Here is a 15,046-nt window from a genome sequence, read left to right as displayed (position 1 = left end):
TCATGCTCCAGTTTGGTTTTCCGCAGGCGGCGCGGTCTTGGCGATCATGGCACGCAAGGCTTCCATATCCGCATTCAAGGGACGATCGTCGCCATAAACGGGCACGCATGAACGGACAGCTGCGTGGATGCGCTCCGTTCCTGGCGCTCTGGCACCCTTCGAAACGAGGAAATCATGTGCCTGCGCCGCCGCCATCAGCTCGATGGCCAGGATATATTCGGCATTGTCGAGGATGGCGAGCAGCTTGTTGGCCGCCGCGGTCGGATGGGCCAGGAAGTCTTCCTGGAGACCGGAGGTCAGGCCGCCGTCGAGCGATGCCGGTGCGGCGAGCCGCCGGTTGTCGTTGCTCAGCGCCGCTGCCGTGTATTGCGCGATCATGAAACCGGAATGGCTGCCGGCGTCGCTCGCAAGAAACGGTGGCAGGCCGCTGACCAGCGGATTGACGAGGCGATCCGTCCGGCGTTCGCTCATCGCGGCGATCTGTGCAACCGCGATTGCCAGACTATCGGCTGCCTGCCCAAGAGCGGGCGCCACAGCATGCGCCTCGGAAGAGATAACCGGCTGCTCCGGCGTACCTGAAACAGCCGGATTATCCGTGACCGAGGCGAGTTCCTGATCGACGATATCAGCCGTCTGCTCGAAGACATCCCAGGCCGCGCCATGGGCGTGGGGGACCGACCTCAAGCTCAGCGCATCCTGCGTCCGCCGGCCGAGGGCAGCCGCAACGAGACCGCTGCCATGCAGGCGGTTGCGCAAGCTGCGCCCGACCTTGGCGATGCCAGCCGATGGGCGCAGCGCCAGTACCTTCTCATCAAAAGCCGCCATCTGGCAGCCAACGGCTTCCAAGGTCAGCGCGGCGATGGCATCGGCCCAATCGAGCAGGTGCTCGGCACGGGAAACGGCAAGCGCCGACAATCCCGTGGCGCAGGCCGTGCCATTGACGAGGCTCAAGCCCTCTTTGGCGCCAAGCACCAAGGGACTCAAGCCGATTGCCGCGAGCGCCTCGGCACCGCTCATCGACTTGCCTTTCACGACAGCCCTGCCCTCGCCGATCAGGACGAGCGCGGTATGGGCATTGTGCGTGAGATAGCCGGCTGAACCTTTGGACGGGACTTCCGGAATGCAGTCATGTTCGAGAAACGCGGCCAGATACCTGACGATCTCTGGTCGCACGCCGGAATGGCCATGGGCGAAATTGGCGATCTGCGCTGATATGATCGAACGTACCTCGCGCGCCGGCAAGAGCGGACCGACACCGCAGGCGTGGCTGAGGATGATATTGCGCGACAGCCGGCTCTGTGAATCGCGATCGACCACCGTATCGGAAAGCGCACCGACGCCGGTATTGACGCCATAGGCGCGAACGCCCGTTTCCACGATACGCTCTACGATGCGGCTTGCCTGAACAACGCGCTCCCAGGCAGCATCGGAGAGAGACAAGGGTTCACCGGCACCGACACAGGCGACGTCGCGCCAGGATAGCGGCCTATCGATCGTAACGGTCATTGTCCGTTTCCGAAATGACCGATGAACTGGCGAAAGGCCGGCGAGGCGCCGCCGCCGAACATCTCATCCGGCGTGCCGGTGCTTTCGACAAGCCCTTCCTTCATGAAGACGACGCGGTTGGAGACATTGCGGGCGAAGCTCATCTCGTGGGTGACGACCAGCATGGTCATGCCTTCCTCGGCAAGGGCGCGCATGACGCGCAGCACTTCGCCGACGAGTTCCGGATCAAGCGCCGAGGTCGGCTCGTCGAACAGCATAACCTTCGGCTTCATGGCCAACGCACGGGCAATTGCCGCGCGCTGCTGCTGGCCGCCGGAGAGATGCGCGGGATAGGCATGACGCTTGTCAGCAATGCCGACCTTCTCCAGAAGCGCTTCGGCCTCGGCAATGCATTCCGAGCGTGAGCGCTTTAGAACATGCACTGGCCCTTCGATGACATTCTGCAGGATCGTCATGTGGGACCAGAGATTGAAGCTCTGGAAGACCATGCCGAGTTCGGAGCGAATATGATCCACCTGCTTATGGCTCGCTGGGTAGCTCTTGCCATTCTTATGGATCATGCGAATCTGCTCGCCATCCACCCAGATCTCGCCATCCGTGGCGATTTCGAGGAGGTTGATACAGCGAAGGAAAGTCGATTTGCCCGAGCCGGAAGCGCCGAGCAGCGAAATCACATCGCCATCCTGAGCATCGAGGGAAATGCCGCGCAAGACTTCATGAGTACCGAAGCTCTTGCGGATGTTGCGGACGGAAAGTCGGGTGACACCTGGCATGATTTGCCTGCTCCAGTAAGCTTTAGGCCTTCAGCGCCGGCGGTATCGCGCGGCGATGGCGGGACAGAGAATATTCCAGCAGGGCCATGGCCTGCAGAATGATGAAATTCAGCACGAGATAGATGATCGCGGCACAGATGAAGACTTCCATCGTGCGATAGGTCTGCGAAATCAGCCGCTGGGCAACGCCCGTGACCTCCCATACCGTGACGAGGCTCGCAAGCGCCGTCGACTTCATCATCAGCACGATCTCGGTCGAATAGGCCGGCAGCGCATGCCTAAAGGCGATCGGTGCGATGATGCGGCGCACGAGCAGGAAGCCGGACATGCCGATCGAACGCGCGGCTTCGATCTCCTTCGGCGAAACGGCGCGGATGCCGCCGCGAAAGATCTCGGCCGAATAGCCGGCAGTGCAAAGCGCCAGCGACAGGATCGCGCAAACGACGGGCTCGCGCAGGAACGGCCAGAGGAACGAATAGCGGATGATGGAGAATTGCGCCAAGCCATAGAAGACCAGGAACATCTGGATCAACAGCGGCGAGCCGCGAAACACGAAAATGTAGCCCTTGGCGAACCCGGAGAGGATCGGATTGCCGCTGACGCGCATGGCAACGATGACGAGAGCGAGAAGGCCGCCACAGAGGATCGACAGGGAGAAGAGCAGCAGCGTCATCGGCACCGCCTTCAGCAGCGTGACCATCGTGCTCGAAAGAAAAACGAAATCCATGCCGTCCTCCTCAAGCCTGGCCAATCGTCGCAGCCGGCATGCTGCGATTGGCGTGACGTTCGGCCTTGTTGAAGATGCGGTCCGACAGACTGGTCAGGACCAGATAGAGAATGCCGCCGGCGATGAAGAAGAGGAAATATTGACGGGTAGAGCCGGCTGCAACCTGACTGGTGCGCATCAGCTCCGCAAGGCCGGTCACCGAAATCAAAGCGGAATCCTTGAGGCTGAGCTGCCAGACATTGCCGAGCCCGGGAATGGCAAAGCGGAAGACTTGCGGAATGATGATGCGGCGCAGGCGCAGGCCGCGATGCATGCCTATGGCAGACGCGGCCTCAAGCTCGCCCTTGGAAATGGCAAGATAGGCGCCGCGGAACACCTCGGCCTGATAGGCGCCGGAAATGATGCCGACGGCAAGAGCACCCGCGGCAAAGGACGGCAGACCGAGAAAGCCTTCATAGCCCAGCCATTTGCCGATCGACGTTACCGCCGACGAGCCGCCGAAATAGATCAGATAGATGATCAGAAGCTCAGGAACGCCGCGAAAGACTGTCGTGTAGATATTGCCGAGCGTCTTCAGCACCAGGCTTCCGGAGAGTTTCGCGAAGGCTATAACCGCGCCCAGAACGGCGCCGATGGCCAAGGCGGTTGCCGTGACGGCAAGCGTCATCAAGGCGGCAACAAGCAGCAGCGCGCCCCATCCGTTCGAGCCGAAGCCCAGCAATTGCAAGCTTGCCATAGATCCAATCCCCGTCCGTGGCAGTTTCAGGCGTCAGGATATCATATGGTCTCCGGCCGCAAAGCCGGAGACCGATGAAAACGACCCAAGGCCGCGCTCATCAATTCGGGCTGACGTCGACCTTGAACCACTTCATCGACAGGGTCTTGATGGTACCGTCGGCAAGCGCGGACTTGATTGCCTCATTGAACTTGTCGCGCAGATCAGTATCGGCTTGGCGGATGCCGAGGCCTTCGCCCTCACCCCAGATGGAGCCGGCGATTTCCGGGCCGGTGAAGGCGAGCGAATCATTGGCGCTGGCAAAGGCGTTCGCGAAGTAGACGGCGTCATCGAAGCCGAGATCGATACGGCCGTTCTGCAGATCGAGATCGCGGTCGGCGCCGGTCTTGTATTCGCGGATCGTGGCGATCGAGCCGAAATTGTCATAGACGAACTTGGCATAGACGGTTGCAGCCTGGATGCCGATCGTCTTGCCCTTGAAGGCTTCCTTCAACACGTCGATTTCTTTGACGCCGGTCTGGCCGGGGGTCATCTTGATCGTGGTGCCGGTGCCGGCGGCGTTGGCAAGCGGGCTGTCCTTGGCGGTCGCAAAAGCAGCGGGTGTCGCGGCGTAAGGAATGGTGAAGCCGATGACCTGCTTGCGCTCGTCGGTGATCGACAGAGCATCCATGATGACGTCGAACTTGCCGGCGTTCAGCGCCGGGATCATGCCGTCCCAGTCGGAAGCAACGAGCTTGCAATCGATCTTGGCTCGTTCGCACAGAACCTTGGCAAGCTCCGGCTCGAACCCGCCGAGCGTGCCGTCGGCGTTCGTCATGTTCCACGGCGCGTAGGCACCTTCCAGGGTGATCGTTGCCGTCTTCCAGTCCTTGGCGAATGCAGGCGCGGCGAAAGCGGCGGCAGCTACGACGCCTGACAAGAGAATTGCACTGAATTTCATTGTATTGAGCTCCTCTGAGGTTGAAACAGGCCTTGCAGCACTTCCTACCGATCTTCGCCGGCTTGCCCGCTTTCCCAATTAATTTTTAGGATTGATTGCGAGGTTGTATAGGGTACCATATGAGATAATTTATGATATGCAAGTAGGAAAGTTGTTTTCGAGGCAGATTCACGCGGTGCAAAGGGAATAGGCAATGAAGCGTTCCGGCGAGATGAAACGCGAACTGGCGGAAAATGATACCGCACCTCTCTATGCCGGCGTCAAGCAGATGATACTCGACCGCATTCATAGCGGTGAGTGGCCGCCGAAATATCGCGTTCCCTCCGAAAATGAATTAGTGGTCGAGCTTGGCGTCAGCAAGATGACGGCCAATCGTGCGCTGCGAGAACTGGCCAATGAAGGCGAGCTTGTTCGCATCCAGGGCGTGGGCTCCTTCGTCGCCGAGCGCAAGGGAGCCTCCGCCCTCTTCGAGGTCCGCAACATCGCCGAGGAGATCGCCGAACGCGGTCATTCCCATCAAGCAAGCGTAATCGTACTGGCCCAGGAGGCCGCCTCGCCCGACGTAGCCGATGCGCTGGAACTCGACATCGGATCGCCGGCTTTTCATTCGCTGATCGTGCATAGCGAGAACGGCGTGCCGGTACAGATCGAGGACCGGCATGTCCATCCGGACGCCGCGCCCGATTACCTGCAGCAGGATTTTACCGAGATGACACCGAATGCCTACCTTTCGGCCGTTGCCCCGCTCAGCGGCTCGGAACATGTCGTCGAAGCCGTCATGCCGCAAGCCTGGGAATGCAAGCTGCTGACGATCCTGAAGACCGAACCCTGCCTGACGATCTGGAGGCGCACATGGTCGGCGCGCGGCATCGTGTCCACGGCGCGGCTAGTTTATCCGGGACATCGCTATCGGCTGGAGAGCCAAAGCGGCAAACCATCCGAGCGTTAGTTGTATATGGAACATATGACATCCATGCGCTCTGAAATAGTGCCGGAGGATGTGCGAGGTTCGCTAGGCCCGTCAGAGTCCGGCAAATTACGATAGCTGCAGGATGCATTCCATAAATAGGGCGCCCGAAAGCAGGCCCGCTACGGTGGCAAGCACTTTCAAGATCGCGCGCTCGATCCGTAGGCACTTTTGCGGCAGGATCAGCGCTAGCGCCTCGCTCGCGGCTGCGACCAATATGCACACAAGAGCGATGATACGCCGGTCTCCCGGGTATGCCATGACAAACAGAAATCCCAGAAGGCCGAATGGAAGGACACTGTCGATGCTCGCCATTGCCATCAGCGGATACTTCGTCCCGACCGGAACGACTGTCGTCACGACGATTAGGCCGAGCACGATCCAGGCAAGGGCGTGGGCGAGCAGAGTAAGTTCCATACGAAAATCATAACAATAAGGCGCGAGTTTTCAAGGGACGAGATTCCCCCGCCTGCGCCTCCGTTCGGCGCCGGAAGAGCCCCATAATCAGGAATTGCATCCGCAATGGCCGGCATCGCGATTGGCAGACTCCGCCGTATGGGATGTATCGACGACGCGGTTTACGACAACCGCCAGCGATGCCCTTCAGAGACTGCTCAGCAACAGGCTGGTCTCGCTGTTTGCGACGCCGTCGATCATCCGCACTTCGCGCAAGACCCGATCGAAATCCGACAGGCTTGTCGCGCGGATATTGGCGACGAGATCCCAATTGCCGTTCGTCGTATGCAGCGAATAGATTTCCGGCAGGCCGCGCAGCTTGCGGATGACCTGCGTCGTCGATTTCCCCACGACTTCGATCATCATGACGGCATGCACGGTCTGCTCCTCATAGTCTTCCCGGACCCTTACGGTGAAGCCGAGCAGCGTGCCGGTCTCAATTAGCCGGTCCAGCCTGTTCTGCACCGTGCCACGCGCGACGCCCAGAACATCAGACAGTTTGGAGAGCGAAGCCCGCCCGTCGGCGCGCAGATGAGCGATGATACGCCGGTCGAGATCATCGGGAATATACTTGGCAAGCGTCATCGCAGATCCTGATCTTGTATAATCTGTCAAAAATCCTGGGCAATTTGTATAAACCCATACCAGAACTGACACAGTTTTGCGATTTCAGTCAATCGATCCGCTTGATACCCTAGGGAAATGATTTTTATCGAGGATACGAGAATGTCCGCACCGCTCCCATCGGAAAGAGCTTTCATTCCCTTCGTCAGCGTCGAGAACATGATGCGGCTCGTCCATCACATCGGCATCGAAACCGTGCTCATCGAACTCACGGACGCTATCGAAGCGGACTTCCGCCGCTGGGACCTTTTCGACAAGACGCCCCGCGTCGCTTCCCATTCGCATGACGGCGTCATCGAGTTGATGCCCACCTCGGATGGCGCCGTCTACAGCTTCAAATATGTCAACGGCCATCCGAAGAATATGGCGCAGGGACTGCAGACGGTGACAGCCTTCGGCCTGCTTGCAGAAGTCTCGACCGGATATCCGGTGCTTCTGACGGAAATGACGCTGCTGACGGCGCTGCGCACGGCGGCCACCTCGGCGATGGCGGCCAAACATCTGGCACCGGCCAATTCGCGGCGCCTCACCCTGATCGGCAATGGCGCACAGGCGGAATTCCAGGCGCTGGCGATGAAGGCGGTCCTCGGCATCGAGGAAGTCCGCCTCTACGACATTGATCCGAGAGCAACCGAAAAGACCGTCCGCAATCTCGCCAGAACAGGCCTGCGTCTGGTGCCCTGCACCTCGGCTCAGGCTGCCATCGAAGGCGCCGATATCATCACGACGTGCACGGCCGACAAGCAATTCGCGACCATTCTGACAGACAATATGGTCGGCGCCGGCGTCCACATCAACGCCATCGGTGGCGATTGCCCCGGCAAGACGGAGCTCCACCGCGACATCCTGCTGCGCTCCGACACCTTTGTCGAATATCCGCCGCAGACCCGCATCGAAGGCGAAATCCAGCAGATGGGCGCGGACTATCCGGTCACCGAACTCTGGCAGGTCGTCAGCGGCCGGGCACCGGGCCGCAGCAGCGACGGGCAAATCACGCTCTTCGACAGCGTCGGCTTCGCGATCGAGGATTTTTCCGCTCTGCGCTATGTCCGCGAAAAGCTGGCCGGCACGGACTATTTCCAGAAGCTCGATATCATCGCCGATCCAGACGATCCGCGCGACCTCTTCGGCATGCTGCTACGGGCAGCCTGAGGCAACTCAAAGAAAGAGCGCGAAAATGATCTGATCTCCCGCACTGAAAGGGAAGCTCATCCCGGGACATCAGATCAATACAATCCGCTCCCGCCATTGACTGCGCTTAGAGGTGGCGGAACAGCTGGCAAGCGACTTTGCCCACGACAGGCGAGCGACCGCGCCCTGGAGCGGCTGGCTGGCCGTAACCGCACGTGCTTTGATAAACGCCACATATCCCCAGCAAGCCGTGCGTTCTGGCTCGTGAAAAAATGTGCCGAAACGCGTGCGCTCCCGAATTTCTGATAGCCAACTCGAAGCAAGCGTCAAATTGACACCCAGCCAAGACGAGAGTTTATGGCGCTCCCTTTGAATGCCCCAGATATTCGTAGCGGACATTCACTTATCTCACTTAAAATACATCGAAATCAGCAATTTTCTCCCTGCACTTTGTGAGGGAGAATATGCTATGAATTCGCAAGCATCGGGGAGACCCGGCAATTCTTGCGAACTGCAGTCGCTAACGAGAGGATGCATTCTGAACATCGTGCCCGAACTGGCTAGACAACCGAACGAAATGGCTGACCTTATCTCCGGCTTCGATTGGGCAGCCACTAGTCTTGGGCCTAGGTCGGAATGGCCCGCATGCCTTAAAGCTGCCGTCGATATCATGCTCCCCGCCCAAGCTCAGATCGTCATGTTCTGGGGCGAGGACTTTATTGCACTTTACAACGACGCCTATGCGCCGACGATAGGCGACAAGCATCCTCGCGCACTCGGCCGGCCTGCGCGGGAAAACTGGGCCGAACTCTGGAGCGACCTCGAACCGCTTCTTCGCTCGGTTCTTCATGACGGCATGGCAGTCGTCGCCAAGGACCGGCCCTTCTATATCGAGCGCTACGGATATCCCGAAACGGTTTATTTCGACATTTCCTATTCGCCCGTCCGTGATGCGGACGGCCGGGCGCTCGGTGTCTTCTGCATCGTCAACGAAACGACGGAACGGGTTCGCACGGAGCAGGCGCTGCGTGAAAGTGAAGAGCTGTTTCGCGCCGTCATCTCGCAATCGACGACAGGGTTTGCCCAGTGCGAACTTGATGGCCGTTTCGTCCGGGTGAATGAGCGTTTCTGCGAAATTGTGGGCTACTCCGAGAACGAGCTTCTCGGCATGCGGACCTATGACATCACCTATGCTGACGATTTGCACGAGACTACCCGCCTGTTCGAAACGATGATGGCGACGGGAGAAAGCTTCGAGATTGAAAAGCGCTATGTTCGCAAGGATGGTAGCCTCGTCTGGGTTGCAAACTCCGTTTCCGGCTTGAAAGACAGTTCGGGACGCATCCAGCGGGCCGCCGCGATCGTCACCGATATCAGTGAACGCAAGCGTGCACAGGAGGTAGAGCGGCAGCTGGCGGCTATTGTCGCCTCATCGGACGACGCCATCCTCAGCATCGATCTCAATATGATCATCACGAGCTGGAATAGCGGTGCGGAAAGGCTCTATGGACAATCGGCCGAAGAGGCCATCGGTCAGTCCGTGATGATGCTCGTTCCGGAGGACCGCAGTGACGAAGAGCCGGCGATTCTGGCGCGGATCCGTTCGGGCCAAAAGGTAGAGCCTTACGAAACCAAGCGACGCAACAAGAACGGCGAGCTTGTCGATGTTCTCCTTAGCGTTTCGCCGATCTATGACGTCTATGGCAGGATCGTGGGGGCTTCGAAGACTGCTCATGACATCAGCGCCAAGAAGGAGGCCGAGCGCCTGCAGACGGTGCTGGTGGGCGAGCTCAATCATCGTGTCAAGAATGTGCTCGCAACCGTCATGGCCATTGCACGCCAGACATTGGGAAGAGATGACGTCGACAAGGCATCCGTTGAGACCTTCGAGGCAAGGCTCTCCTCAATGGCGCGTGCTCACGATTTGCTGATCCATGGCAAATGGGAGCAGGCCGAATTGACTGAAATCATAGCCCAGGCATTGTCGCCCTATCCGAAGGACCGGTTCGAAATCTCCGGCCCTGCCATCAAGCTTGCGCCGCGGGCTGTTGTTTCCATCTCGCTCGCCCTGCATGAGCTTGCGACGAATGCGGCCAAGTATGGCGCGCTTTCGGTGCCTGATGGACGCATTGCCATTACTTGGTCGCTGGAAAGCGGCGGGGCCGAACGCCTCAAGTTGCGGTGGCAGGAAGCGGGAGGACCAACCGTAGCACCTCCAACCCGGAGGGGTTTCGGCTCCCGCTTGATAGAAAGTCTGCTGGCGGCAGAATTGAACGGCAAGGTCCGAATGAGTTACGAACCGAGCGGCTTGATCTGCGAAGTGGATGCTGCAGCCGGCATCGGCTGGGATCAGGATCGCGGAACGGCGGAATAAGGTCCTTCCTGCGCCGAGCTGACATCGGCTCAACGCAGCCCCTTCGGCCGCGTCGCAAGCACGTTGCGGATCGAGAAGCTCGAATGGATTCGCAGCACTCCCGGCATGGTCGACAGGATATCCTTATGGATACGTTCGAAGTCGCCGGGATTGGCGACTTCGACACGCAGCAGATAGTCGGAGCCGCCTGTCATCAAAAAGCATTCCTTGATCTCGGGATGTTTGCGCACCGCCGCCTCGAAACGATCGAGATGCTCCTCCGTTTGCCGCTCGAGTGTGATGTTGATGATGACGGCGATCGATGCCTCCGCCTGCGACGTGTCCACCAGCGCCGTGTAACCGCGGATTACCCCGGCCTGCTCCATCAATTTGATGCGCCGCAGGCAGGCCGATGGCGATAGTCCCACTTCGCTTGCCAGCTTCGCATTGCTGACACGGGCATCAAGTCGAAGCAGGCGGAGAATATTGCGGTCGATGGCGTCGAGAGCGGCCATGTGGATTCTTTCAAAAAATCGCAGATCATTTCAATATCTGTGCAATTACACAATAATCAATCACTGTTTGGCGAACAATTTCACGATCCTTTCAATAATCTGCCTTTGAAGAAGTGAGGGGCGGACATGGACGGCGGTATTGTGGATTCTCGGACGCCAAAGTTGGCGATGGATAGTGGAGCATGTGGCTATCTGACGATCGATCTGGCCGCGCTATGCCGAAATTACGACAAGCTATCCACCATCGTCGCGCCAGCGAAGACAGCTGCCGTCGTCAAGGCCGATTCTTATGGACTCGGTGCCAATCAAGTCTCGAAAGTGCTCTACGGGCGGGGGTGCCGGCATTTCTTCGTCGCCCATTTCATCGAGGCACTGCGGCTGCGCCCGCAACTCCCTGGCGATGCGACGATTTTTGTACTGAACGGCCTGTTGCCCGGCAACGAGGCTACCTGCGCCGATGGCGGCATCGTGCCTGTCACCAATTCGCTCGATCAGTTGCAGCAATGGTCGCAGACGGCACGCTCTCTTCAGCGCAGGCTCCCGGCGGTTCTGCAATTCGATACCGGCATGTCGCGGCTTGGCATACCGCCGGAAGACAGAAGCGCCGTCGCAACTCACCTGCAGGCGCCCGACGACATCGACATTCTCTTCATCATGAGTCACCTCGCCTCTGCGGATGAGGCGAGCAGCGGACAGAACGCCGATCAGCTTGCCGAAATGCGTCGCGTCGCAGCGGAGTTTCCGCAGTACGATGTTTCGTTCGCAAACTCGGGCGGCATCTTTCTTGGCGGAGATTTCCATGGCGTACTGGCGCGCCCGGGGATCGCCCTTTATGGCGGCGCTCCGACCGGTGGCGTTGCCAACCCCATGGAGACCGTCGTTCGGCTCGATGTCGCAGTCGTACAGATGCGAACCGTTCCGGAGGGCGCGCGGGTCGGCTATGGCGGCGTGCATGTGACGAAGGGCCGGACCCGGCTCGCGACGATCGCCGCCGGCTATGCCGATGGCCTGCCGCGCAGCCTCAGCGATCGCGGCGCGGTCTATTACAACGGCGTTCGCCTGCCGATCGTCGGCCGCGTCTCGATGGACAGCACGACAATCGATATCAGCGCCCTGCCCGAGGGTGCACTCTCTTTCGGCAGCATGGTGGAAGTTCTTGGAGATCATCAGACCGTGGATGATCTTGCGCGCGACGCCGGCTTGATTTCCTATGAAATCCTGACCAGTCTCGGCCATCGCTTCCACCGTCAATATCGCTGACCTCCCCATCTCTCAAGTCTCTGAGGACATCATGAAAGTCGTCGTTCTGGGTGCCGGCATCATCGGCGTGACGTCAGCCTATCAGCTCGCCAAGGCGGGCCACGAAGTCACAGTCATCGACCGGCAGCAGGGGCCAGCGTTGGAAACTAGCTTCGCCAATGCCGGGGAAGTCTCTTTCGGCTACTGCTCGCCCTGGGCGGCACCCGGCATCCCCATGAAGGCGATCAAGTGGCTGTTCATGCACCACGCGCCGCTGATCTTGCGCCCGAAGGTCGATGGCGCCATGCTTTCATGGCTCGTCAAGATGCTGTCGAACTGCACGTCGGAACGCTATGCGATCAATAAGAGCCGGATGCTGCGCCTTGCCGATTACAGCCGCATTTCGCTCGCTCAGCTTCGCGAAGAAACGGGCATTGCCTATGACGAACGCATGCAGGGCACGCTGCAGCTCTTCCGCACGCAACAACAGCTCGATGCATCCGCCAAGGACGTCAAGGCCCTGGCAGCCGACGGCATCCCCTATAAAGTGCTCGATCCCGACGGCTGCGTCAGCGTTGAACCGGCTCTCCGGCATGTCCGCGGCAAGATCGTCGGTGGCCTGCTGACGCCGAAGGACGAAACCGGCGACTGCTTTAAATTCACCAATGCGCTTGCGGCGAAGGCAATCGAGCTCGGCGTAAAGTTCCAGTACGGCACGACGATCAAGGGCCTCGACGTTCAGGAGGAGCAGGCGCGCGCCGTCATGACCGACCGTGGGCGCTTGAACGCCGATGCGATCGTTGTCGCGCTCGGCAGCTATTCCCCGCTTTTGCTGAAGCCGCTGGGCATCAGCCTCTCCGTCTATCCCGTCAAGGGCTATTCGCTGACGATCCCGATCACCGATGCCTCGCGCGCGCCGGAATCGACGGTCATGGACGAAACCTACAAGATCGCCATTACCCGCCTCGGCGATCGCATCCGCGTCGGCGGCATGGCAGAGATATCCGGCTATACGAACGATCTCGGCCTTGCCCGGCGCCAGACGCTCGAGCATTCCGTCACCGACCTCTTCCCCGGTGGCGATGTTGCCAAGGCTTCCTTCTGGTCTGGCCTACGGCCGATGACGCCGGATGGCACGCCGGTCATCGGACCGACGAAAATCAAGGGACTATTCCTCAATACCGGCCACGGCACGCTCGGATGGACCATGAGCTCCGGCTCGGCGCGCGTCATCAGCGATCTCGTCAGCGGCCGCAAGCCTGATATCGACGCGACGGACCTCGCCGTCAGCCGCTACGCCTAATTAGACACGTCTCATCCGCAAACTCTTGGAGCATGACGGTCATCTTGCAGACGAATTAAAGTGACCTTGCGGAAATTTGCGCAGAAGACTTCGAGGTTTGGAACCGCATGGGCATTAAGCCGGGGATGTGAGTTGCGTCCCTGGTTCTTGAGTACGGCAGCTGTGAGACAATCCCCTCTCCCCGCCTGCGGGGAGAGGGTTAGGGTGAGGGGCTGTTAGCCAAGGCGGCAACTGCCCGATCATGTCGCTGTTCTAAAAGCGATGCTGTCAGTTCTGGAAACCGTTGTTCTGCATGCAATAGGTCGGTTTGCCAAGACCGTGGAGAAACACTCGGCTGGAGTTCCTTCGATGCGCCACACATCATAACTCGCCACCAAGTCGATAGTCTGCGGCCCCTCACCCCAGCCCTCTCCCCGCATGCGGGGAGAGGGAGTCTATAATGCCTGCGCTCGCCGCTACATTATCGATTAGTGCCGGGGGATTCGTGGCAGGAAGATCGTGAACAGGCCGAGCAAGGGCAGATACGAGCAGAGCGTGTAGACGAAGGGAATGCCATGCGTGTCGGCAAAATCTCCGAGCGCCGCAGCCCCCAATCCACCCGCGCCGAAGGCGAAGCCGAAGAAGATGCCGCCGATCAGCCCGACGCGGCCGGGGATCAGCTCCTGAGCAAAGACCACGATCGCGGGGAAGGCCGAGGCCAGCACGAGGCCGATGACGACTGTCAGGACGCAGGTCCAGAACAGGTTCGCATAGGGCATCAGCAGCGCAAACGGAATGACACCGAGGATCGAGAACCAGATCACGAAACGCGCGCCAAAGCGATCGCCCACCGGGCCGCCCATGATCGTTCCGGCGGCGACGGAACCGAGGAAGAGGAACAGCATCAGCTGCGCGTCGCGGACATCGAGATGAAACTTGTCGATGACGTAGAAGGTGAAATAGCTGGATATGCTCGCCATGTAGACATTCTTCGTCGCCGTCAACAGGATGAGAATGGCAAGCGCCCACATCGCCTTGCTACGCGCGATCGGCAAGGCGCGGCTCGGCGCTGGACGGGCAGACTGCTGGCGGCGGTGATTGATGAACCAATTGCCGACCCAGCTCAGAACGATGAACCCGATCACCGCGAGCACCGAAAGCCAGGCGACGCTCTTCTGGCCGTGTTGCAGGACGAAGAAAGCGGCAATCAGCGGCCCGATTGCCGAGCCGGCATTGCCGCCGAGCTGGAACAGCGACTGCGCCAGGCCATGACGACCGCCCGACGCCAGCCGGGCAACGCGCGATGCCTCCGGATGGAAGACGGCCGAACCGAAGCCGATCAGGCTTGCAGCGATCAGGAGCACGCCGAAACTGCCGGCATAGCCAAGCAGCAGCAGGCCTGCAAAGGTGCTGACCATGCCCACCGGCAGCGAATAGGGCATCGGCCATTTGTCAGTGACGATACCGACTACCGGCTGCAGCAGCGATGCGGTGATCTGGAACATCATCGTCAGCAGGCCGATCTGCACGAAATCGAGCGCGTAATTCTCTCTGAACATCGGGTAGAGCGATGTCAAAAGCGACTGCATCGTATCGTTCAGCATATGACACGTGCTGACGGCCATGACGACCGACATCGTCGTCTTCTGATATCGGGCCTGCGTGCCCAAGACTTCCGCAACCATCGGGGTAATCCTTCCTGTGCCGGCAGATTTGCCAAGCATATGACTTGATCCGCCTTTAGCACGGCTTGCGTGTGTCCTTCTTTCGTGTTCTGGTCCAATAGTTTCTCGATTG

At 59.6% G+C, this 15,046-nt stretch carries 15 protein-coding genes; 5 read left to right on the top strand and 10 right to left on the bottom strand.

What is annotated here, in order from left to right:
- The 5 genes from hutH to FHT73_RS10945 form a co-directional block, all read right to left on the bottom strand.
- Positions 1–1,506, bottom strand: coding sequence for a histidine ammonia-lyase (hutH, locus tag FHT73_RS10965; RefSeq protein ID WP_183711552.1), 1,506 nt, complete (start codon positions 1,504–1,506; stop codon positions 1–3).
- Positions 1,503–2,279, bottom strand: a complete 777-nt coding sequence (locus tag FHT73_RS10960; protein WP_015343389.1) for an ATP-binding cassette domain-containing protein — start codon at positions 2,277–2,279, stop codon at positions 1,503–1,505. Before FHT73_RS10960 ends, hutH begins: the two co-directional genes overlap by 4 nt.
- Before the next feature lie 22 nt (positions 2,280–2,301).
- The gene (locus FHT73_RS10955) at positions 2,302–3,006 is read right to left on the bottom strand and encodes an ABC transporter permease subunit (protein ID WP_015343390.1); all 705 of its coding nucleotides are present in this window, start codon (positions 3,004–3,006) and stop codon (positions 2,302–2,304) included.
- A gap of 10 nt (positions 3,007–3,016) precedes the next feature.
- Positions 3,017–3,742: an ABC transporter permease subunit gene (locus tag FHT73_RS10950; protein WP_041678241.1), complete on the bottom strand. Its 726-nt coding sequence runs from the start codon at positions 3,740–3,742 to the stop codon at positions 3,017–3,019.
- Positions 3,743–3,842: 100 nt separating this feature from the next.
- A complete protein-coding gene (locus tag FHT73_RS10945) occupies positions 3,843–4,682 on the bottom strand; it encodes a transporter substrate-binding domain-containing protein (protein ID WP_183711550.1) in 840 nt (279 codons plus the stop codon).
- Between the two features lie 193 nt (positions 4,683–4,875).
- Between FHT73_RS10945 and hutC the strand changes: the two genes are divergently transcribed.
- A complete protein-coding gene (gene hutC, locus FHT73_RS10940; protein ID WP_183711548.1) occupies positions 4,876–5,631 on the top strand; it encodes a histidine utilization repressor in 756 nt (251 codons plus the stop codon).
- Between the two features lie 87 nt (positions 5,632–5,718).
- On the opposite strand, the gene FHT73_RS10935 is transcribed toward hutC, so the two are convergent.
- Both FHT73_RS10935 and FHT73_RS10930 read right to left on the bottom strand, forming a co-directional pair.
- The gene (locus tag FHT73_RS10935) at positions 5,719–6,066 is read right to left on the bottom strand and encodes a hypothetical protein (RefSeq protein ID WP_183711546.1); all 348 of its coding nucleotides are present in this window, start codon (positions 6,064–6,066) and stop codon (positions 5,719–5,721) included.
- A gap of 186 nt (positions 6,067–6,252) precedes the next feature.
- Complete coding sequence (locus FHT73_RS10930) at positions 6,253–6,690, bottom strand: Lrp/AsnC family transcriptional regulator (protein WP_015343394.1); 438 nt, start codon at positions 6,688–6,690, stop codon at positions 6,253–6,255.
- A gap of 141 nt (positions 6,691–6,831) precedes the next feature.
- On the opposite strand from FHT73_RS10930, the gene FHT73_RS10925 reads away from it, so the two are divergent.
- A complete protein-coding gene (locus tag FHT73_RS10925; RefSeq protein WP_015343395.1) occupies positions 6,832–7,881 on the top strand; it encodes an ornithine cyclodeaminase in 1,050 nt (349 codons plus the stop codon).
- A gap of 69 nt (positions 7,882–7,950) precedes the next feature.
- On the opposite strand, the gene FHT73_RS10920 is transcribed toward FHT73_RS10925, so the two are convergent.
- A complete protein-coding gene (locus tag FHT73_RS10920) occupies positions 7,951–8,259 on the bottom strand; it encodes a hypothetical protein (protein WP_183711544.1) in 309 nt (102 codons plus the stop codon).
- Positions 8,260–8,437: 178 nt separating this feature from the next.
- Here FHT73_RS10920 and FHT73_RS10915 point away from each other — a divergent pair, with 178 nt between their 5' ends.
- The gene (locus FHT73_RS10915) at positions 8,438–10,234 is read left to right on the top strand and encodes a PAS domain S-box protein (protein ID WP_183711542.1); all 1,797 of its coding nucleotides are present in this window, start codon (positions 8,438–8,440) and stop codon (positions 10,232–10,234) included.
- Between the two features lie 29 nt (positions 10,235–10,263).
- Here FHT73_RS10915 and FHT73_RS10910 read toward each other — a convergent pair whose 3' ends face one another.
- On the bottom strand, positions 10,264–10,728 hold the full coding sequence (locus FHT73_RS10910; RefSeq protein ID WP_015343397.1) for an Lrp/AsnC family transcriptional regulator: 465 nt from the start codon (positions 10,726–10,728) through the stop codon (positions 10,264–10,266).
- 126 nt (positions 10,729–10,854) lie between these two features.
- Here FHT73_RS10910 and alr point away from each other — a divergent pair, with 126 nt between their 5' ends.
- Complete coding sequence (gene alr, locus FHT73_RS10905; protein ID WP_183711540.1) at positions 10,855–11,988, top strand: alanine racemase; 1,134 nt, start codon at positions 10,855–10,857, stop codon at positions 11,986–11,988.
- Positions 11,989–12,019: 31 nt separating this feature from the next.
- Complete coding sequence (locus tag FHT73_RS10900; protein ID WP_183711538.1) at positions 12,020–13,270, top strand: D-amino acid dehydrogenase; 1,251 nt, start codon at positions 12,020–12,022, stop codon at positions 13,268–13,270.
- Positions 13,271–13,737: 467 nt separating this feature from the next.
- Here the strand turns inward: FHT73_RS10900 and FHT73_RS10895 are convergent, their stop codons facing one another.
- Complete coding sequence (locus tag FHT73_RS10895; RefSeq protein ID WP_112608796.1) at positions 13,738–14,934, bottom strand: MFS transporter; 1,197 nt, start codon at positions 14,932–14,934, stop codon at positions 13,738–13,740.
- Between the last annotated feature and the right edge of the window lie 112 nt (positions 14,935–15,046).

Source organism: Rhizobium sp. BK098, assembly GCF_014193155.1.
In the GTDB taxonomy this organism is placed as follows: Bacteria; Pseudomonadota; Alphaproteobacteria; order Rhizobiales; family Rhizobiaceae; genus Rhizobium.
This window is presented reverse-complemented; position numbering and strand designations above follow the sequence as displayed.